Annotated in this window: 13 protein-coding genes and 1 tRNA gene; 2 read left to right on the top strand and 12 right to left on the bottom strand. The window is 50.7% G+C overall.

Annotation, left to right across the window (positions count from 1 at the left end; translation table 11 throughout):
- Nucleotides 1-56: 56 nt before the first annotated feature.
- The 9 genes from ahpF to HMPREF9944_RS11455 all read right to left on the bottom strand — a co-directional run bounded on the left by ahpF (nucleotide 57) and on the right by HMPREF9944_RS11455 (nucleotide 11584).
- Complete coding sequence (gene ahpF, locus HMPREF9944_RS11495) at nucleotides 57-1610, bottom strand: alkyl hydroperoxide reductase subunit F (protein WP_008566492.1); 1554 nt, start codon at nucleotides 1608-1610, stop codon at nucleotides 57-59.
- A gap of 112 nt (nucleotides 1611-1722) precedes the next feature.
- Nucleotides 1723-2289, bottom strand: coding sequence for an alkyl hydroperoxide reductase subunit C (ahpC, locus tag HMPREF9944_RS11490; RefSeq protein WP_008566490.1), 567 nt, complete (start codon nucleotides 2287-2289; stop codon nucleotides 1723-1725).
- A gap of 197 nt (nucleotides 2290-2486) precedes the next feature.
- Nucleotides 2487-3656 carry a galactokinase gene (gene galK / locus HMPREF9944_RS11485; protein ID WP_008566489.1) on the bottom strand — a complete coding sequence of 390 codons (1170 nt, stop codon included), beginning with the start codon at nucleotides 3654-3656 and terminating at the stop codon, nucleotides 2487-2489.
- Between the two features lie 87 nt (nucleotides 3657-3743).
- The gene (locus tag HMPREF9944_RS11480; RefSeq protein ID WP_008566488.1) at nucleotides 3744-5057 is read right to left on the bottom strand and encodes an MFS transporter; all 1314 of its coding nucleotides are present in this window, start codon (nucleotides 5055-5057) and stop codon (nucleotides 3744-3746) included.
- A gap of 13 nt (nucleotides 5058-5070) precedes the next feature.
- Nucleotides 5071-6159, bottom strand: coding sequence for an aldose epimerase family protein (locus tag HMPREF9944_RS11475; RefSeq protein WP_008566487.1), 1089 nt, complete (start codon nucleotides 6157-6159; stop codon nucleotides 5071-5073).
- 587 nt (nucleotides 6160-6746) lie between these two features.
- On the bottom strand, nucleotides 6747-8102 hold the full coding sequence (locus HMPREF9944_RS11470) for a bifunctional folylpolyglutamate synthase/dihydrofolate synthase (protein WP_008566485.1): 1356 nt from the start codon (nucleotides 8100-8102) through the stop codon (nucleotides 6747-6749).
- 4 nt (nucleotides 8103-8106) lie between these two features.
- Complete coding sequence (dnaJ, locus tag HMPREF9944_RS11465) at nucleotides 8107-9252, bottom strand: molecular chaperone DnaJ (RefSeq protein ID WP_008566484.1); 1146 nt, start codon at nucleotides 9250-9252, stop codon at nucleotides 8107-8109.
- Between the two features lie 19 nt (nucleotides 9253-9271).
- A complete protein-coding gene (locus HMPREF9944_RS11460; protein ID WP_008566483.1) occupies nucleotides 9272-9850 on the bottom strand; it encodes a nucleotide exchange factor GrpE in 579 nt (192 codons plus the stop codon).
- A 114-nt stretch (nucleotides 9851-9964) separates the two neighbouring features.
- The gene (locus HMPREF9944_RS11455) at nucleotides 9965-11584 is read right to left on the bottom strand and encodes an ABC-F family ATP-binding cassette domain-containing protein (protein WP_008566482.1); all 1620 of its coding nucleotides are present in this window, start codon (nucleotides 11582-11584) and stop codon (nucleotides 9965-9967) included.
- Between the two features lie 515 nt (nucleotides 11585-12099).
- Here HMPREF9944_RS11455 and tamL point away from each other — a divergent pair.
- A complete protein-coding gene (gene tamL / locus HMPREF9944_RS11450; protein WP_008566481.1) occupies nucleotides 12100-14310 on the top strand; it encodes a translocation and assembly module lipoprotein TamL in 2211 nt (736 codons plus the stop codon).
- Between the two features lie 4 nt (nucleotides 14311-14314).
- On the opposite strand, the gene HMPREF9944_RS11445 is transcribed toward tamL, so the two are convergent.
- The 3 genes from HMPREF9944_RS11445 to uvrA all read right to left on the bottom strand — a co-directional run bounded on the left by HMPREF9944_RS11445 (nucleotide 14315) and on the right by uvrA (nucleotide 19709).
- The gene (locus HMPREF9944_RS11445; RefSeq protein WP_008566480.1) at nucleotides 14315-15118 is read right to left on the bottom strand and encodes an MBL fold metallo-hydrolase; all 804 of its coding nucleotides are present in this window, start codon (nucleotides 15116-15118) and stop codon (nucleotides 14315-14317) included.
- Nucleotides 15119-15998: 880 nt separating this feature from the next.
- Nucleotides 15999-16865: a glycosyltransferase family 2 protein gene (locus HMPREF9944_RS11430; protein ID WP_081475835.1), complete on the bottom strand. Its 867-nt coding sequence runs from the start codon at nucleotides 16863-16865 to the stop codon at nucleotides 15999-16001.
- A 24-nt stretch (nucleotides 16866-16889) separates the two neighbouring features.
- Nucleotides 16890-19709 (bottom strand): excinuclease ABC subunit UvrA, encoded by a 2820-nt coding sequence (gene uvrA, locus HMPREF9944_RS11425; protein WP_008566475.1) that lies wholly within the window; start codon nucleotides 19707-19709, stop codon nucleotides 16890-16892.
- Between the two features lie 152 nt (nucleotides 19710-19861).
- On the opposite strand from uvrA, the gene HMPREF9944_RS11420 reads away from it, so the two are divergent.
- Nucleotides 19862-19949: transfer RNA gene (locus HMPREF9944_RS11420), tRNA-Ser, on the top strand.
- Nucleotides 19950-20148 lie beyond the last annotated feature (199 nt).

Genomic DNA, 20148 nt, shown 5'->3' with positions numbered 1-20148 from the left:
AAAAAAGGAGGGCGAAGGGCATAAAAAAAGGAAGGCCGCAGCCTTCCTTTCGTGGGTCAGATGAGGCCCCGTATTCGGTCTTCAAAGGCCGACAGGGCTGCCTTCGCGCCCTCGCCCATGGCAATGGTTATCTGTTTGTAGGGCACGGTGGTCACGTCGCCGGCGGCATATACGCCCGGCACGGACGTGCGGTTCGTGGCATCGACGGGTATCTCGCGGCGCGGTGTCAGTTCGAGTTCGTCCTTGAACGTGTCGCTGTTGGGCGACAGCCCGATTTGCACAAACACGCCGTCAAGCCTGAGGGTGCGCTCCTCGTCGGTCGTGCGGTCCTTGACGGTGATGCCCGTCAGTCTGCCGTTCTCGCCGAGCAGCGCGGTGGTCTGCGTAGACGTATGCAGCTCGACGTTCGCGAGCGAGGCCACTTTCTGTTGCAGCACCTCGTCGGCGCGCATCGTGTCGGCAAACTCCAGCAGGATCACGTGGCGACAGATGCCTGCAAGGTCGATGGCGGCCTCCACGCCGGAGTTGCCTCCGCCGATGACGGCCACGTCCTTACCCTTGTAGAACGGTCCGTCGCAATGGGGGCAGAAGTGCTCGCCATGGCCGATGTACGTGGCTTCGTCGGGCAGGCCCAAGCGTCGCCAGCCGGCACCCGTGGCAATGATGACCGCGGGGGCCGTGAACACTTCGCCGCCGCGCACCGTGATGCGCTTCTCCTTGTCTTTCAGGCTCACGGCGGTCACCTTTCGGTTGTCGAAGATGTCGATGGGATACGCGCCGAGGTGCGTGCGCAGGTTGGCCGAGAGCTGCGTGCCCGTGGTCTTGGGGACGGAGATGATGTTCTCGATGCCCGTGGTGTCGTTCACCTGTCCGCCGATGCGCTCGGCCACGATGGCCACACGCAGTCCCTTGCGGGCCGAATAGATGGCGGCCGATGCGCCTGCCGGTCCGCCGCCGAGCACGACGACGTCATACGGGCGGACGCTTTGCACGGCCGTCTCGTCGTGGTCGGTGCCGACCTTGTCTTCCAATTCCTGCAAAAGCATGCCGATGTCACCCCGGCCCGTGTGGAGCGGCTGGCCGTTGACGTAGACCGACGGCACGCCCTGTATGTTCAGTCGCTCGATTTCGTCTTGGCAGAGCCCGCCGTCTATCATTTCGTTGCTGATGCGGGGGTTGATGAGCGCCATGACGTTGAGCGCCTGCACCACGTCGGGGCAGTTGGTACAGGTCAGCGACACGTAGGTCTGCAGGCGTATCTCGCCCTTGAGCGCCTTGATGCGTGCGGCAATGGCCTCGTCGGCCAGATTCTTCCCCTGTCCGTCGGTGTTGAGCACGGCAAGGAGCAGCGAGGTGAATTCATGTCCGTTGGGAATGCCGCGGAAGCTGATGCCGGTGGGCTCGCCGTTGCGCAGGATGCTGAAACCGAAGCGGTCGCCCTCTTCATAAGCTACGTTCAGCTTGTCGGAAGTCGAGACGATGTCCTCTACAAACGATGAGAACTCGGCCGATTGTGCGTCATTGCTGTTGCGCACCACATGGAGCGTGATTTCGGAAGTGAGTGAGCCGAATACGCCGCTCACTTGCCGGAGAATGTCTTTGTCTAACATGATTGTCGGGTGTTATGAAAGATGGAGAGACGGGCAGATATGCTTCGCGAGCGTTGATCTGCAGGTCTCTCCACCGATGTTTTATGACTACGAATGATTGCTTTCGGCCTTCTTAGATTTTGCCTACGAGGTCGATGCTCGGCGTGAGGGTCTCGCCGCCTTTCTTCCACTTCGCGGGGCAAACTTCGCCGTCGTGGGTTGCCACGAACTGCGCAGCCTCTACCTTGCGTACCAACTCGTCGGCATTGCGGCCGATGCTGTTGTCTTGTATCTCGGCCACTTTGATGAGTCCTTCGGGATTCACGAGGAATGTGCCGCGGTAAGCCAAACCTTCGTCCTCTTTGTAGACGCCGAAGCCGCGGCTGAGTGCACCCGTTGGGTCGGCCAGCATGGTGTAGTGGATTTTCTTGATGGTGTCAGAGGCGTCGTGCCATGCCTTGTGCACGAAATGGGTGTCGGTGCTTACGGAGAACACTTCGACGCCCATGGCTTTCAACTGTTCGTATTTCTCTGCCAAGTCCTCCAACTCGGTGGGGCAGACGAAGGTGAAGTCAGCCGGGTAGAAGAAGAACAGTGCCCATTTGCCTTCGATATCGTGATTAGAAACTGTTTTGAACTGTCCGTCTTGAAAAGCTTGGACGGTGAACTCTGGTGCGTGTGCATTGATAATTGGTTCCATGTCTTAATTGTTTTATGTGTTGAATCTTTTGTTTGATGCTGCAAAGTTATGAATTACATTCGTCATGTCCAACAGATAAAATCTATTCGGCGATAGATATAATTTATCGCCGGTGTCATGGCCTATATAAAAACACATGCAGGCCGCATGATTTGAATTCATGTTGCCTGCATGAGGTTTGATGTGAACTGCGGAACTTAGTCGATGCCGTTCACTTTGTGCGAGCCTTCGCTGATGACGACGGGGTAGACTTCGGGTGCGTGGCCGTATTTGGCTGCGAACTTGGTCTTTGCATCGGCGATGAACTTGTCGTAGAGCTCGTCTTTCACGAGGTTGATGGTGCAACCTCCGAAGCCGCCGCCCATGATACGGCTTCCTGTCACGCCATTCTCGCGGGCAAGGTCGTTGAGGAAGTCGAGCTCTTCGCACGACACTTCGTATTCCTTGCTCAAGCCCTCGTGGGTTTCATACATCTTCTGGCCTACGGTCTCGTAGTCGCCTCGCTCGAGTGCATCGCAGACGGCGAGCACGCGGTCTTTCTCTCCCAGAACGAAGTGGGCACGCTTGTAGTCTTCTTCGCCAACTTCGGCCCTCACTTCTTCCAACTGTTCCCATGTGCAGTCGCGCAATGTCTCGAACTTTGCTTCCGGATGCTTTGCCGCAATGTGCTTGACAACGTTCTCGCAGCTGTTCCGGCGGTCGTTATAGGGGCTTCCTGCCAGTTCGTGCTTCACCTTCGAGTTAATCAGCACGAGCTTGTAGCCTTGCGGATTGAAGGGGAAGTATTCGAATTCGCGGCTGCGGCAGTCTAAGCGCATCAGCTTTCCTTCCTGTCCGAAGACGCTGGCGAACTGGTCCATGATGCCACACATTACGCCGACATACTTGTGTTCGGTGGCCTGTCCGGCAAGCACCATGTCCCATTTCGACACTTTGTTGTTGCCGAAGAGGTCGTTCAATGCAAAGGCAAAGCAACTCTCGAGGGCTGCGCTCGAAGACATGCCTGCACCGAGCGGCACGTCGCCATAGAATGCTGCGTTGAAGCCCTTGACATCTACACCGAGGCTCTTCATCTCTTGCACGATGCCATAGATATAACGTGCCCAGCTTGCGCGTGGGCCTTGCGGGTCGTCGACCTTGAACTCTACACGGTCTTTAAGGTCGATGGAGTAGAGCATAATGGTGTTTGTGCCGTTGGGGCGGACTTCGGCCATGATGCCTTTGTCTACTGCACCGGGGAAGACGAAACCGCCGTTGTAGTCGGTGTGTTCGCCAATGAGATTAATTCTGCCGGGAGACATGTAGATGTTTCCGGTCTTACCGTCGAAATGCTTGATGAAGCGACTTCTTACTTTTTCAATATCCATAAGTTGATAGGTTTTGGTTGTGTTTCTGGTTTGAAAGTATAAAGCCCCGACCTGTTGCGCAGGCGAGGGGCTTTTCGATGTGAATGTTTAGTCTACGGGGATATCCTTATTGACGTTCTTGCTTCCGATTAATGCATAGTAGCACATGAAAGCCAATGCAACGAGAGGAACGATGTAGGAGAACAGATAGCTTGAATGGTCGGCGATGAAGTTCTGTGCCAAAGGCAGAAGGCCTCCGCCTACAACCATCATCATGAAGATACCTGATGCTGCTGCTGAATATTTACCCAAGCCTTCTGTGGCAAGATTGAAGATGCAGCTCCACATGACAGATGTGCAAAGTCCGCAGAGCACCAATAACAGTGCAGCGATAGGCACTACGACCATCTTGAATGTCGTACCCGTGAAAACTGGCATGGAAACGGTAGAGGACTTGCCGAGGAGCATCGCCAAAACGATGAATGCCATGCCGGCAACGGTTGTGACAATCATCATCGAACGGCTCGATACCCGGCCTCCTATGAAACTGGCGATAAAGCGGCCGACAAGCATGAGGAACCAATAAGTTCCGGCAACAAAGCCTCCGATAGCGGCTGCGTTCTCCATCAGGCCAGCACCGTTGGCAGAAGTATCGCTGATGTAGAAGTTCAAGGTTCCGGGAATACCAATCTCAACACCCACATAGACGAAGATGGCTATGGTGCCTAATACGAAATGGCGGAATGCCCATGGACTATGTTCGAAAACGGTATCGCTCGTTGTCTTTCCCATTTCAGGGTCGGCAATCGGGATAAAGAACAAGACTACGAAGGCGGTTGCAAATACACCCAGCGCAATAAAGAGGACCATGTTGACATTGGCCATCTTCGTAGTGGCTGTAACGGTTCCGATAAGTGCACCCACAAGCATGGGCGTCAAGGTTCCTGCCAATGAGTTAAGCGTTCCACCGATGAGGTTCAGCTGGTTACCACGGTTTCCTCCGCCACCAAGCAGGTTGAGCATCGGGTTTACAACCGTGTTGAGAATGCAGACTGCGAAGCCGCTGATGAATGCTCCAAACAGATAGACGGCAAAGCCGCTTACGTCGGCACCAAACTTACCAGAGATGAACTGAATAAGCACACCGACAAAGCCGGTGGCAATACCGGTGAGAGCCGTGTTCTTGTAACCAATCTTGGTGAGCAACTTACCGGCAGGGATACCCATGAAGAGATAAGCAAGGAAGTTCATTGCATTTCCCAGCATACCAATCATGTTTTCACTTCCTGTTCCTTGGAACACGTTTTTCCAGATTACACCAATAGGGGCTGCGAGATTGGTTACGAACGAAATCATCGCAAAGAGAAACATCATTGTGATGATGGCAATGATGTTTCCTTGTTGTTTTGTGTTATTTTCCATTGATTTATATAAATTATTTGTTTATTCCAAACTTATAAATGGTTTTTTGCTTATATTGCTCACCCGGGTTCAATACGACTGACGGGAAATAAGGACGATTTGGGCTGTCGGGGAAGTGCTGTGCTTCGAAGCAGATACCAGAGCGATAAGGATAAGTCGCACCATGAGTTCCCTTGATGCCATTCTCAAAGTTGCCTGTATAAAGTTGTACACCTGGTTCCGTAGTATACATTTCCATAGTACGGCCGCTATTCGGTTCTGTTATTCTTGCGGCAAAGCTCAACTCGCCTTCTTCTTTCTTGTTGAGCACGTAACAGTGGTCGTAGCCTGAACCGTTTTTTAACTGCTCGTTGTCTTCGTTGATACGCTTTCCTATGGACATCGGTGTTCGGAAATCGAAAGGAGTATCTTCAACTTTCAGTATTTCCCCTGTCGGAATACTTGTTTTGTCAATAGGTAGGTAGAAGTCGGCATTGATTTCACATTCTAAATTGTCAACAGTGGGAGTAGGGCTTGCAATACCGGCTAAAGAAAAGAATGCGTGGTGTGTTAGGTTGATAATCGTTTTTTTGTTAGTGCAAGCCAAATAATCTATCACCAACTCATTATCGTCATTGAATGTATAGATGACTGTTGTTTTTAATTCTCCGGAGAAGCCCTCTTCACCGTATGCAGAAACATAATGAAGCACAAGTGAACGATCATTCATCAATTCGGCATCCCAAACTTTAATGTTAAAGCCTTTTATGCCACCATGTAATGAGTTGGGGCCATTGTTGATAGATAGGCAGTATTCTTTACCATGTAATTGAAATTTTCCATTGGCTATGCGATTTCCAAAGCGTCCGATTAAACGGCTTAAATAAGGTTCTGGAGAGTTTATTACATCATTGATATTATCATGTCCTTGAATGATATTAGCATATTTACCATCTCTGTCGGGTACCATGATTGCAACTATCGCTCCTCCATAATTCGTGATTGCAACTTCATTACCCAATGGATTGCGGAGGACATACAAATCGGTTTTCTTCCCGTTAATTGTGGTCTGAAAGTCCTCACGTTTCAGGCCACAGATGTTTTCATTTGGAATTGTGCTCATAATATCTTTAAGTTTTTAGTTAGTCATATCTTATTGCAAAGTAAATAAAAAGTTACGAATTCCACAAATGAAATAACAAAAACTTTCACCTATTTACTTATTTTCTAATATTTTAAAGATCATGATAAGGAAGTTCGTGCAGCGCTCTATCCTATGCGAGTTCGATATGAACCCCATGGAGAAAAAACAGGAAAAACTGCGTCTCTGAAGCATCGGATTAACGGAAAGCAAAAAAGGAACACTCGTCGCCCACGGGCGAAGATAGTAAAACAAAAAAAGAACGCTTGTCGTCCAAGGGCGAAGATAGTAAAATGTAAAAAGAATGCTCGTCATCCATGGACGAAGCTAAAAAATGTAAAAAGGACGCTTGTCGTCCACGGATAACGAAGGATATTTTAACAGAAAACATTTTCTCCCATGGAGGAAGGTAAAAAAAGTTAATAAAACATTCGTCATCCATGGAGGAAGAAGGTCTTTTTAACAAACACCTCTTTTCCTCCATGGATGACGATACAAAAAACAAGAAATAACTCTTATCTTCCATGGAAGAAGATAAAAAAAAGGAGCTGTCGTCCGACACCGTAGCGCTATCGGGTGGGTTCTTTTATCCCGAGCTGCGCTCTACCATCGTGAGGGTGGCATTGCCGTCCTTTGTCGACAATCAAGCTAATAGTCGAAAGTAAATCTGCTACAATATAACTTGAACCTCCGATGAAAACAAAATCTTCTCGGTCAGCTTCTGAAAGTGCTTGATAGTAGGCATCAATTACATGATTAAATATTCTGCCCGTTAATCCATATTTTTGTGCTATCATGGAAATCTTTTCTGCCGGTATAGAACGCTTCGAAGTAGATTGTGTCCAGTAATAAACGGCAGTTTTAGGAAGCATGCTCATCACAGCGTTAACATCCTTATCATCAACCATACCGAACACTATCCTAAGCGTTTTACATGGCTGTGAGTTTATCTGTGGTGCCAAATATTGCCAAGCACCGACATTGTGTCCGGTATCGCATATGGTTCTCGGTGTGTCGTTTATCTTCATCCATCGCCCCATCAGGTGGGTTAGCTCGCTCACATGCCCCAAAGCGCTGATGGTATCGCTAAGATCGATTCCTTGCTCTTTTAATACATTGACGGCAGTTAAAACCGTATTCATGTTTTTCACTTGATAGTTACCGGCAAGCTCCGCATGAAAGCGGCCAAAGTGCTTTGTGTTATAGCTTCGCATGCCATTTTTATCTATTTCGCTACTGATGACTTCCATATCGTCTTGGGCAAAAAAGATGGGACTATGCATTTCTGTGGCTTTTTTATGAAATACGGGACGTGTCTCCATGGTATATTCTCCTATAATAACAGGGACACCTTCCTTGATAATACCGGCCTTTTCGTAAGCTATTTTGGCAAGCGTTTCACCTAAGAATTGAACATGATCCAGACTGATATTTGTGATGAGGGATAGAATGGGGGTGATGATGTTGGTACAATCAAGTCTTCCCCCAAGTCCCACCTCAATTATCGCGATATCAACTCGCTGTTCTGCAAAATACTTAAAGGCCAGTGCTGTTGTCAATTCAAAGAAACTTGGATGGAGAGGTTCAAAGAAACTAAGTTCTTTCTCCACGAAGTCAATAACAGAGTCTTCACAGATACACTGCCCATCAACTCTGATTCGCTCACGAAAATCAATAATATGCGGAGAAGTGTAAAGCCCAACCTTATAGCCTTTTTGTTGGAGCATGGCAGCCAAGGAATGTGAACAGGAACCTTTGCCGTTGGTACCCGCTACGTGGATTGTCTTATATGAACGATGTGGATGTCCGAAATGCTCGTCTAAAGCTAAACTGTTATACAGTCCTTCTTTATATGCAGAAGCACCCACATGTTCAAAGACAGGGGTGCTATTGAATAGATATTCTACAGTCTCGGCGTAATTCATCTTCTTAGTTGAAATAGTTTCTGAACTTTTGGAAGATGGTCTGCTTGGTGGTCGCGTCTCCTTTGAAGTTATCACTGTCCTTGAATGCCTCTATGGCTTTTTTCTCATCTTTGTCAAGCGTCTTCGGAATGTAAACACTGATATTGATGACGAGATCGCCCATGCCACTCCCATATCCTTGAATAGCCGGAAGTCCTTTTCCACGTAGCCGGAGCGTCTTTCCGGGCTGTGTACCCGCATCAATCTTGATTTTAACCTTTGTACCTTGAATTGTTGGGATTTCAACCTCGCCGCCGAGAGCAGCTGTTGGGAAGTCGAGTAGCAGGTTATAGATGATGTCTTGCTCATCTCTGACGAAAGTCTCATGAGGTAGTTCTTCTATTAGTACTTGAATATTGCCTGTGATACCATTATGCATTCCTGCATTCCCTTTTCCCGGAACATTGACAACCATGCCTTGTGCAACACCGGCCGGTATTTGTATCTCAACGACTTCTTCTCCTTTGACAACACCTGTTCCACCGCATTCCTTGCACTTGTTCTTTATAATAGTACCTTCACCGTGACATTGGGGGCATTCCGTTTGCGTCTGCATCATACCCAACATGGTGCGAACTGTCTTCATAACAACGCCGCGTCCCCCGCAGTTTGGACAGGTTTCGCTTCCACTTCCGCCCTCTGCACCGCTACCATGGCAGTGTTTGCATTCGATATCTTTTCTTACTTTGAATTTTTTGGTAACGCCAGTGGCTACTTCTTCAAGAGTCAGACTTACTTTCAATCTCAAATCCGCACCACGATATTGGGCTTGTCTTTGCCTTCCGCCAAAACTACCGAAGCCACTGTGACCACCAAAGATATCTCCAAACATGGAGAAAATATCGTCCATGTCCATACTACCGCCGAAACCGCCTCCCGCTCCTTGCAAACCGTCGAAGCCAAATTGGTCATATTGTTGGCGCTTCTGCGAATCGTGCAACACCTCGTAAGCCTCTGCCGCTTCCTTGAATCTCTCTTCAGCCTCTTTGTCACCGGGGTTTCTATCGGGATGATATTTGATAGCAATCTTTCGGTAAGCTATTTTAATTTCTTCGTCTGTGGCGGTCTTCTGCACACCAAGCACGTCGTAGTAATCTCTTTTTTGAGCCATGTCTGTTCTATACCTTTTATTATTGTCCTACAGCTACCTTTGCATGTCTGATTACCTGATCGTTCATGGTATAGCCCGTCTGAACACAGTCAATAACCTTACCTTTCTTGTCTTCGCCCACTCCCGGAACCATGGCAATAGCTTCGTGATAGTCTGTATTGAAGTCAGCCTCATTGGTTTCAATCTTCTTTACTCCCATTCCTTCAAGTGTCTTCACGAATTTGTTGAAAATCATCTGCATGCCTTCTTTGATAGCAACCGGATCGTCGCTCTTGTCTTCAAGTGCACGCTCAAAGTCGTCAAGTACGGGCAGGATATCTGTTATCGTCTTCTTGCCGCCATTCAAAATGAGTTCGGCCTTTTCTTTATTTGTGCGTTTACGGAAGTTGTCGAACTCTGCAATTGTGCGCAGCAATTGATCTTTCAGCTTACTGTTCTCTTCTTTCAAGGCCTCAACCGAGTCCTTGCTTTCTCCCATTTCTTCGGACTCAACCTCTTTGACAGCGTCTTCATTATCCACAGTCTGACGGTCTTCGAGGTTTTCCATCTCTTCAGCCGACATGTTCTCGTTTAGCTTTATGTCTTCTTCTTTTTTCATTATTATATGTTTTTTATTGTGGAATAGGGCAAAATGCATGCCAAAACAATGCCTGAAGCCAATTCAGACATCTCCTGAAAGAAAATGAGACATAGGTTTCAGGCATTCTTTTGTTTAGTTATACATCTTGGCTTTCTGTTCCTTGATGGCCTCATCATGGATATATTCATCGTAGGGCATCAGCTTGTCGATAGCTCCGTTTGGTGTGAGTTCAATGATACGATTGGCTACGGTCTCGATAAATTCATGGTCGTGGCTTGAAAAGAGGATATTGCCTTTGAAAAGCGTCAGATTGTTGTTGAAAGCCTGAATGCTTTCCAAGTCGAGATGGTTGGTCGGGGTGTCGAGAATCAGACAGTTTGCGTTCTGCAACTGCATGCGAGCTATCATGCAACGCATCTTCTCACCTCCTGAAAGCACATTGACCTTCTTCAACACCTCTTCTCCGCTGAACAGCATTCTGCCCAGATAACCTTTCATCATGACTTCGTTACCCACGCCATATTGCCCCAACCAGTCCACAAGAGTCATGTCGCTCTTGAAAAACTCGGTGTTGTCGAGGGGCAGATAAGCCGTGGTGATGGTCACTCCCCACTTATAAGTTCCTGCAGCAGCCTCACGATTACCATTAATAATCTCGAAAAGTGCTGTCATAGCCTTCGGATTGTGACTAAGGAAAACGACTTTCTGTCCTTTTTCAATATTGAAATGAATGTCATCAAAGAGCACTGTGCCGTCAGCATCGACGGCCTTGAGTCCTTCCACTTCCAATATCTGATTGCCCGGCTCGCGTTCCATTTGGAAGATGATGCCGGGATATTTGCGACTTGATGGCTTGATTTCCTCAACATTCAGCTTTTCAAGCATCTTTTTGCGCGAGGTGGTCTGCTTGCTCTTCGCCACATTGGCCGAGAAGCGGCGGATGAACTCCTCCAACTGCTTCTTCTTCTCTTCGGCCTTCAGTTTTTGGTTTTGCGCTTGGCGCAACGCCAGCTGCGAACTCTCGTACCAGAACGAATAGTTGCCGGCAAAGACGGTCACTTTTCCGTAGTCAATGTCGATGGTCTGTGTGGAAACGGCATCAAGGAAGTGGCGGTCGTGACTTACGACGAGCACCGTTTGGTTCTCATCAATCTCGGATAGATAGTCCTCCAGCCATTCCACGGTGTCAAGGTCAAGGTCATTGGTAGGCTCATCAAGCAACAGATTGTCTGGTTTTCCAAAGAGAGCCTTGGCCAACATGACGCGCACTTTCTCCGTATTGCTCAACTCGGCCACCATCTTTTGGTGGAGTTCTTCCTTCACGCCCAAGTTCTGCAACAACTGTGCAGCCTCGCTCTCGGCTTCCCAACCGTTCATTTCGGCAAATCTTTCTTCAAGTTCCGCGGCCCGGTTACCATCTTCCTCGGTCATTTCTTCCTTTGAATAAAGCCGTTCACGCTCTTTCATGTTGTCCCAAAGCGGCTGGTGTCCCATGAGCACGGTATCTATGACGCGGAACTCGTCATATTTGAAGTGGTCCTGCTCCAATACCGAGAGACGTTCGCCCGGACCAAGCTCCACGGTTCCGTGGTTCGGCTCCAATTCACCGCTGATGGCACGCAGTAAGGTCGATTTCCCCGCACCGTTGGCTCCGATGACACCGTAGATGTTGCCACGGGTGAACTTGATGTTTACGTCTTTGTAAAGCACTCTCTTTCCAAATTGGACAGCAAGATTTGTTAATGTTATCATTTTTTAGTCTTATTACCTTGTTCATTGAAATTCGCGTGCAAAGGTAAACAAAAAACTTTATATTTCCGATTTATCCATCTTGCACCCCGTTCCATTAGTTCTTTTTAACATAATCGGTTTATCCTTGCCTCGTGGGATATTGGAGTGAGAGGGGGATGTCACGAGCGTGAGACCCGGGTCTCATGGGCGCGAGACCCGGGTCTCACGAACGCGAGAATGGGATGTAATTGAAATGAGAGGGGAAGGTCAGCCATTGTGCCGCATGAAATGGCTGAAATCAGGCCGCAATATAGTTGATATTGCGAGGCAAAATGGCTGAGATTGCAAAGCAAAATGGCTGAGATGGGAAGCCCAATCGGGCGAGGCTGAAAACCACGGTGCAAAGCGGGCTCGTCTTGCGATGGTTTCAACCACTGAACAGAGCAAACGGGGAGGGGGCGTAGCACGCGTTCGGCCCCGTAGGCCCACTTGGTAGATTTGCATATTCCAGAAAAAAAACTTATCTTTGCAGGCCTATGAAATTCAGATGGGTTTACATATTGACGACTCCCTTGTTGCTGATGGGTTGCAATGCGTCGAAGTTCGTCCCGGAGGGTAGTTATCTGCTCGACAAAGTCAGAGTGGAGACCGCCGATAAGTCGCTCGATGCTTCGACGCTTCAAACTTACGTGCGCCAGCAGGGCAACTCTCGCTGGTTCTCGCTCTTCAGAATTCCGCTTGGAACTTACAGTCTGGCGGGGAGAGACTCCACGAAATGGCTCAATCGCATGCTGAAGCATGTCGGCGAGGCGCCCGTGGTATTCGACACATTGCAGGCCCGCCGCTCCATGGACGACCTGACGACGGCCATGCGGAACATGGGGTATATGCACGCACGTACGGAATTGCTGACCCGAATACGGGGGAGGAAGAAGGTCGAAGTCATCTACCGGCTTTATCCCGGCGAGCCTTATCGCATCGCATCACTGCGCTATGATATTCAGGACAGTGCCATCGCCCGCTTGATGGAGGCGCGTAGCGGGCGCGACTGCTTTAAGCCCACGCTGACATCGGGAAGCCGGTTCACGGTGGATGCGCTCAATGCGGAGCGGCGCAACCTGACGAGCTTCCTGCAGAACCACGGATATTATAAATTCCACAAGGATTTCATTCGATTCAGTGCCGACTCGGCGCGCGACAGCCGCGACATCAATCTCACGCTCCACCTGATGCCGTTCCGGTCCGACGCCTCGCCTGAGCCGCACCCACGCTATGTGGTTGACAGTATTTCGTATGCGAGCGGCGACGACGACGGTCGATTGCATCTGCGCGAGCAGGTGCTGCGCAACGCAACCATGTTCGATGAGAAAAGTCTCTACAGTAGCGAGGCCCTACAAGAAACTTACAACAAATTCTCCCGTCTGCAGGCCGTGAAATACACCAATATCCGTTTCAACGAGCGTCCCGACACGACCGTGCTCGACTGCAGCATTCAAATCAGCACCAACAAGCCCAACACGCTCTCGTTCCAGCCGGAAGGCACGAACACTGCGGGCGATTTGGGAGCGGCTGCCAGTCTGACGTGGGAGAACCGCAACTTCTTCCATGGTTCTGAGCTTCTGACCGTGCGGCTACGCAGCGCCTTTGAAGCAATCACCGGACTTGAGGGTTATCAGAACCAGAACTACGTGGAGTACGGCATTGATGGTCGGTTACAATTCCCGCGCTTTCTGGCTCCCTTCCTTTCGCCTACGTTCAAACGTCGCAGCTTGGCTACGTCCGAGCTTTCGTTAGGCTATAATTCGCAGAACCGCCCGGAGTTCCATCGTCGCGTGTTCTCGGCGGGCTGGCGCTATCGTTGGGCTGAGCCTCGCCATCATATTAATTACAGGGTAGACCTGCTGGACCTGAATTATGTCTACATGCCGTGGATAAGCTCGACGTTCAAGCACGACTACCTTGACAGCCCGAACAACCGCAACGCCATTCTGCGTTACAACTACGAAGATTTATTCATCATGAAGGTTGGGGCCGGATTGACCTACAACGACGGGCAGAACGCACTCCGGGCCAACATCGAAACTGCAGGAAATTTGCTCGACGGGCTGTCGGCCGCCTTTCGTTTCAAGCAGAACGCCAGCGGACAGCACACGCTGTTCAATATTGCCTATGCGCAATACGCAAAGTTCGACGCCGACTATACGCGCTTGCTGAATTTCGACAGCCGCAACACGCTGGCCATGCACGTAGGCCTCGGAATAGCGTGGCCCTACGGAAACAGCACCGTCTTGCCCTTCGAAAAACGATACTTCTCGGGTGGTGCCAACAGCGTGCGCGGTTGGAGCGTGCGCAGCCTCGGCCCCGGAAGTTTCAGAGGCTCGAACGGGCGCATCGACTTCATTAACCAAACGGGAGACATGAAGCTCGACCTGAATCTCGAGTATCGCACTTATCTTTTCTGGAAGTTGAACGGAGCGGCCTTCGTTGATGCCGGGAATATCTGGACGCTGCGCAGCTATGCCGAGCAGCCGGGCGGACAGTTCAAACTCGGCTCGTTCTACAAGCAGATTGCCGTGGCTTACGGCGTCGGACTGCGCCTGAACTTCGATTACTTCGTTCTACGCTTTGACATGGGCATGAAGGCCATCAATCCTGCCTATCGCACGCAGAATGAACACTACGCGCTGCTTCATCCGGCCTTCGGGCGCGATTTCACCTTCCACTTTGCCGTCGGAATGCCTTTCTGACGCATCAGACGAGCTCGTAGACGCCCGTCGGCACTTTTCGCTTGAGCACTTCGACCGTAAAATCGACGCCCGCGACAATCCCATGCGCGCGAAGAACATTCTCCACCGTTTTCTGGGCCAAAACCGGATGATTATTCTCCTCGCTCAGGTGGCACAGCCAAACTTTCCGCAAGGAAGGGGTCGCACACTCGGCGATGACCTTTCCGCAGGCCGCGTTGGCCAGATGACCGTTGGGGCCGAGTATTCGCTCCTTCAGATGTTGCGGATAAGCACCTCCGGCCAGCATTTCTTCGTCGTGGTTGGCCTCAATCACGAGATAATTCGCCTCGCCGACGAAGTTTCTTATCTCCTGCGTGACGTGGCCGATGTCCGTCATGAGTACGAAGACGACCTCGCCGCACACCACCTTATATCCCACGTTGTCCGAGCTGTCGTGAGGTACGTTGAAGGGTGTGATGGCGAACGAACCGAGCAAAAAGGGCGTTCCCTGCTCAATCACCTTGACGTGCCGGGGCTCGACCTTTGTTTTTACACTGTAATTCTGTTCGATGCCCGCATGCACCTTCCGCGTTGCATAGACGTCGATGTCGAAGTCGTGGCTCAGGCTTCCCGCCGACTTAATATGGTCGGCATGGTCGTGCGTGACCAGCAAACTGTTGATATCGGCCAGCCGAAGGCCGTAATCCTTGAAATGTTTCTTCAGCGTGCGGAGCCCCAAGCCGGCGTCTATGAGGATCCCGTCTGTCTCGGTGAACAGACAATAGCAATTACCGCTACTGCCACTGCCGAACGAAATAAATTTCAGCATGTATTTGATGTTTTCCTGCAAAATTATCAAGAAAAGGCGAAATAGCCAAAGGTTTTGCCCGTCTTTCTCGCGAATTAACAGTTTTATAGGTGCGGCTCGCTTTCCGCTCCTTTTGAAGGACAGAACGAAGCTATTTTCTGTTCAGAAACGCATGTTTTTCATCAAAAATCGCTGTAGGTCATCAAAAATTTGCGAATTCCGAGCAGAATTTCCCGATTTTTATCAAGAATTTGCAAATTCTGAGCAGAAATTGCTGTATTTTGTCAAGAATTTGCGAATTCCGAGCAGAAAATGAGATTTTTTGTCAAGAATTTTGGAATTCTGAGCGAAATTTTCCGTTTTCTGCAAAAAATTCGCGAATTCTTTACAAAATTTTCTGTTTTCTGCTTAGAATTCCGAAATTCTTGACACAATACAGCGTTTTCTGCTTAGAAACTAAGAATTCTTTACAAAAATTGCCGCTGGTTGTCCAGAAACTCGAGTTTCAGAGTAGAAATTACCGTTTTCCTGATTAGAAATTCCAATTTCCGCGCGGAAATTGTTGTTGGCTGCAAAAAAAAAATCAAACTTACCCCAGCACTCCCGAAGAGGGGGAACAGAATTTGACAACCCACCCCAGCCCTTTCGAAGAGGGGACAGAAACTGACAACCCACCCCAGCCCTCCCGAAGGGAGGGAGCAGAAACTGGGAGCCTCCCCCGGCCCCTCCAAAGGAGGGGTGCAGAAATTGACAACCCACCCCAACCCTCCCAAAGGGAGGGAGCAGAAACTTGAGAAAATTTGTCCGCAAGCTATGGCTCCCTCCCTTCGGGAGGGCCGGGGTGGGTTCCCGCTCGTTCGCTCCCCCTCCTCCGGAGGGGCTGGGGGAGGCTCTCCCTCTCTTATGAAAAAAGTGAGAGGAAATAGCCCAATCTATAGTATTTGTAGTATTTCAGCTTCGGTTGATTGCCGCACAGGCATGCGCGCCATGATTTCTTTCTTCGTTTCCAATAGAAATCAACGAGTGGCTGCAGATGCAGGTGCCTGATTTTGTCGGCCACGTCGAGCAGCCGAGAAAATCCCCGAAGCTCTTCGCGGAACGTATGGAGCGTCTGCAGGGCCTCTTCGGTTTTTTGCATGAAATGCGTGTTGCTCTCGAAATCTGCGAAGAGCAACGGGTTGTCTATGTGAATGATGCGTGTGCCGGACAACATGAGTTGCTTCCCGAGGAGCACGTCCTCGTAGCCGTAACGGCGGAAACGCTCGTCGAAGGGGTGGGCGAACGCCGTTTCACGCCGCATCAGGAGATTGGCCGTGTGGAGGTTGTGATAGGGGTGAAGATTGCGGCGGGCGAGCGTGTTGCTGTCGGCGGCTTGTTTTTCGTAGAGGAACCGTAGGTTGTTGCCCTTCGCGTGGCCGAGCAGATAGCCGCCGCAGGCCACTTCGTAGGCGTCGTCGAGTTCTGCATAGCGCAGGACGAAGTCGTCTCGGCAGACGGTCATGTCGCTGTCGACAAACAGCAGCCACGCGCTTGTCGCCCGGCGCGCAAGGACGTTCCTGATGCGTGCGCGCCCGACGTTTTCACGGCGTTGCAGGTAGACGACGTTCGCGAGCTCGAGCATCTCTTTGTTGGTGAGGCGCGCGTGTGTGTCTGTGCTTCCGTCGTCGGCGACGATGATTTCGTAGCGCAGGCCCTCAATGTTTTCGCATTGCATGGCCAGCGCCTTGACGAGTGCTACACATCGGCAGTTGTAGCAGGGGACGAGTATGCTCAGTTCTGTTTTGATGTTGGCTTAGAGTTTCGCCGCCAGAAAGCGGGCCGTGATACTTTCTTTACATTGTGCGAGCGCTTCGGGTGTGCCCTCGAAAACAACGCTTCCGCCTTTGTCGCCGCCGTCGGGCCCAAGGTCGATCACGTAGTCGGCGCATTTAATGACGTCCGTGTTGTGTTCGACGACCAATATTGTGTGGCCGCGCTCGATGAGGGCATTGAAAGCCCCGAGCAAACGTTGGATATCGTGGAAGTGCAGCCCGGTGGTGGGCTCGTCGAAGATAAACAGCGTCGGTTCCTGCTTTTCTTGCCCGATGAAGAAGGCCAGCTTCACGCGTTGGTTCTCGCCACCGGAAAGTGTGCTCGAATTCTGCCCGAGTTTGATGTAGCCGAGGCCGACGTCTTCCAGCGGCTTGAGTCGGGCGACAATCGTTTTCTGTTGATGCGCGGCGAAGAACGTTATGGCCTCCGAAACCGTCATGCAAAGCACGTCGTTGATGTTCTTTCCGTGGAACCTCACCTCCAGAACATCGCGCTTGAAGCGCTGGCCGTGGCAACTCTCGCACTCCAATACCAAATCGGCCATGAACTGCATCTCGACGTTGATGACGCCGGCCCCCTTGCATTCCTCGCATCGTCCGCCCTCGGTGTTGAACGAGAAATACTGTGCCGTGAAGCCCATCTGCTTGGCGAGAGGCTGTTCGGCGAAGAGTTGGCGGATGCTTTCATAGGCTTTCACGTAAGTAGCCGGGTTGGAGCGCGTGCTCTTCCCGATGGGATTCTGGTCTACGAACTCCGCGTGCTTGATTTCCTGCCAATCTCCTTCGAGCGCAGTGTATTCGCCCGGTGCGTCGGCCACTTCGTCTAAGCGGCGTTTGATGGCTGGATAGAGAATGCCTTTGACGAGGCTCGACTTGCCCGATCCTGAAACGCCCGTCACGCAAGTGAACGCATTGAGTGGGATCTTGACGTCGATACCGCGAAGATTGTTCATACGCGCTCCTCGTAGCTCGATCGCGCGGTTCCACTTGCGCCTCGACTTTGGTGTGGCAATTGTTTCTTGATGCGCCAGATATTTGATGGTGTGCGAGCGCGGATATTCCTCAAGCAATGCTTGGCCACTGCGCTCCAGCACGTCTGTACTTCCCTGAAAGACGACCTCGCCTCCGTGGTCGCCTGCGTCGGGACCAATATCAATCAAATAATCAGACGCCCGCATGATTTCTTCATCATGTTCTACGACCATAACGGTGTTGCCCAGTTTCTGAAGGTTTTTCAGCACGCGTATCAACCGGTCGGTATCTCGGCTGTGAAGTCCGATGCTCGGCTCGTCGAGTATGTATAACGAACCGACAAGCGACGAACCCAAAGACGTGGTGAGGTTGATGCGCTGACTTTCGCCGCCGCTGAGCGTGCTGGACTGTCGGTTGAGTGTCAGATAACTCAGCCCGACCTCGACAAGGAAATTCAATCGGTTCTTGATTTCCGTGAGCAGCCGCTTGGCAATCTCTGCTTCGTGTTCGTCGAGCTGAAGTTCGTCGAACCACGCCTTCAGCTTACCGATTGGCATCTCCACAAGTTCGGTGATGCTTCTTCCGCCCACTTTCACCCACGTGGCCTCCTGCTTGAGTTTCGTTCCGTGACAGTCGGGACACACGGTCTTGCCTCTGTAGCGGCTCATCATCACGCGATATTGTATCTTGTATTGGTTTTCCTTCACCATTTGAAAGAAAGCGTCGATACAGACCTTTTCGTGTATATCGCGGTCTTTTTCGCAAGGCAAACCGTGCCAAAGCATGTCCTTATACTTGCGTTCAAGCTTGAAATAAGGTTCAAAGATAGGAAAGTCGTCAGCGGCTGCACGCCGGATGAACTCGGTCTGCCAGCCGCCCATCTTGTCTCCGTGCCAGCACTGTACGCAGCCTTCGTAGACACTGAGCGTCGAGTTGGGAATGACCAGCTTCTCGTCTATCCCGATTACATTCCCGAAGCCCTCGCACGTGGGACAGGCTCCCAACGGAGAGTTGAACGAGAACATGTTGTCGTTGGGTTCTGTGAACTTGATACCGTCGGCTTCGAAGCGCGTTGAGAACTCGTAGCTGATATTGCCGGGAAGGAACACCAGTTTCAACAGCCCATCACCCTCATAGAAGGCGGTTTCGGCCGAGTCGGTCATGCGCGATATGGCGTCTTTCGTGTCGTCCACACTCATGCGGGCGATAATCAGATAAAGCTCCGACGGGTCTTGCGTATCGATGTCTTCTCTGTTCAGCAGGTCCTCGATGCGCATTACCTCTCCTCGGCTGTAGAAGCGCGAATACCCTTCTTGCATGTACATCTCCAACTGCTTTCCCAGCGTTCTGCCTTCAATGACATGGAGCGGAGAGAGGATCATGAATTTCGTTCCTTTGGAATAGCCGCAGATGCAGCGGACGACATCTTCGGGCGTGTGGCGCTTCACTTCCTCGCCGCTCACGGGCGAGAACGTCCGCCCGATGCGTGCATAGAGCAGGCGCATGTATTCGTAAATCTCAGTGGTGGTGCCCACGGTCGAGCGTGGATTGCGTGCGATGACCTTCTGTTCGATGGCGATGGCCGGTGGGAGTCCGTTGATGAAATCACATTCGGGCTTGCTCATGCGCCCCAAGAACTGGCGGGCATATGCCGAAAGACTCTCCACATAGCGGCGTTGCCCCTCGGCGTAGAGCGTGTCGAAGGCCAGCGACGACTTGCCCGAGCCCGAGACGCCCGTCACGGTGATGAATTGATTGCGGGGTATTTTGAGCGAAATGTTCTTGAGGTTGTTGACACGCGCTCCCTTGACTTCTATATATCCGTCCATGATAAACTTTTGCGATGTTGACGTACAAAGTTACTTATTTTCCATGACATCACGGTTATTCTTGCGGGCTAAAATGCCCAGCGTCGTATTTTTTTGCCTTTTCGTTGCCGTTTTTCCAAATAAAAGTATTAGTTTTGCACCGCAAAAGCAATGGAAAGGTGCTCGAGTGGTTGAAGAGGCACGCCTGGAAAGCGTGTAACCGCCTAAAGCGGTTCGTAGGTTCGAATCCTATCCTTTCCGCAGGTTGAGCGAGCGGTTTGTCATGAAACGCTCGCTCAATATGTTTTTATAAGTATATCCATCTTCCTTTTATTTGTTGTTTCAATGGAAGTACAATCATACCTCCAATGGAAGTGCAATCGTACTCCCAATGGAAGTGCAATCGTACCTCCAATGGAAGTGCAATCGTATTCCCAATGGAAGTGCAATCGTACTCCCA

This window comes from Segatella maculosa OT 289, from assembly GCF_000243015.1.
Taxonomy (GTDB): Bacteria; Bacteroidota; Bacteroidia; order Bacteroidales; family Bacteroidaceae; genus Prevotella; species Prevotella maculosa.
This window is presented reverse-complemented; position numbering and strand designations above follow the sequence as displayed.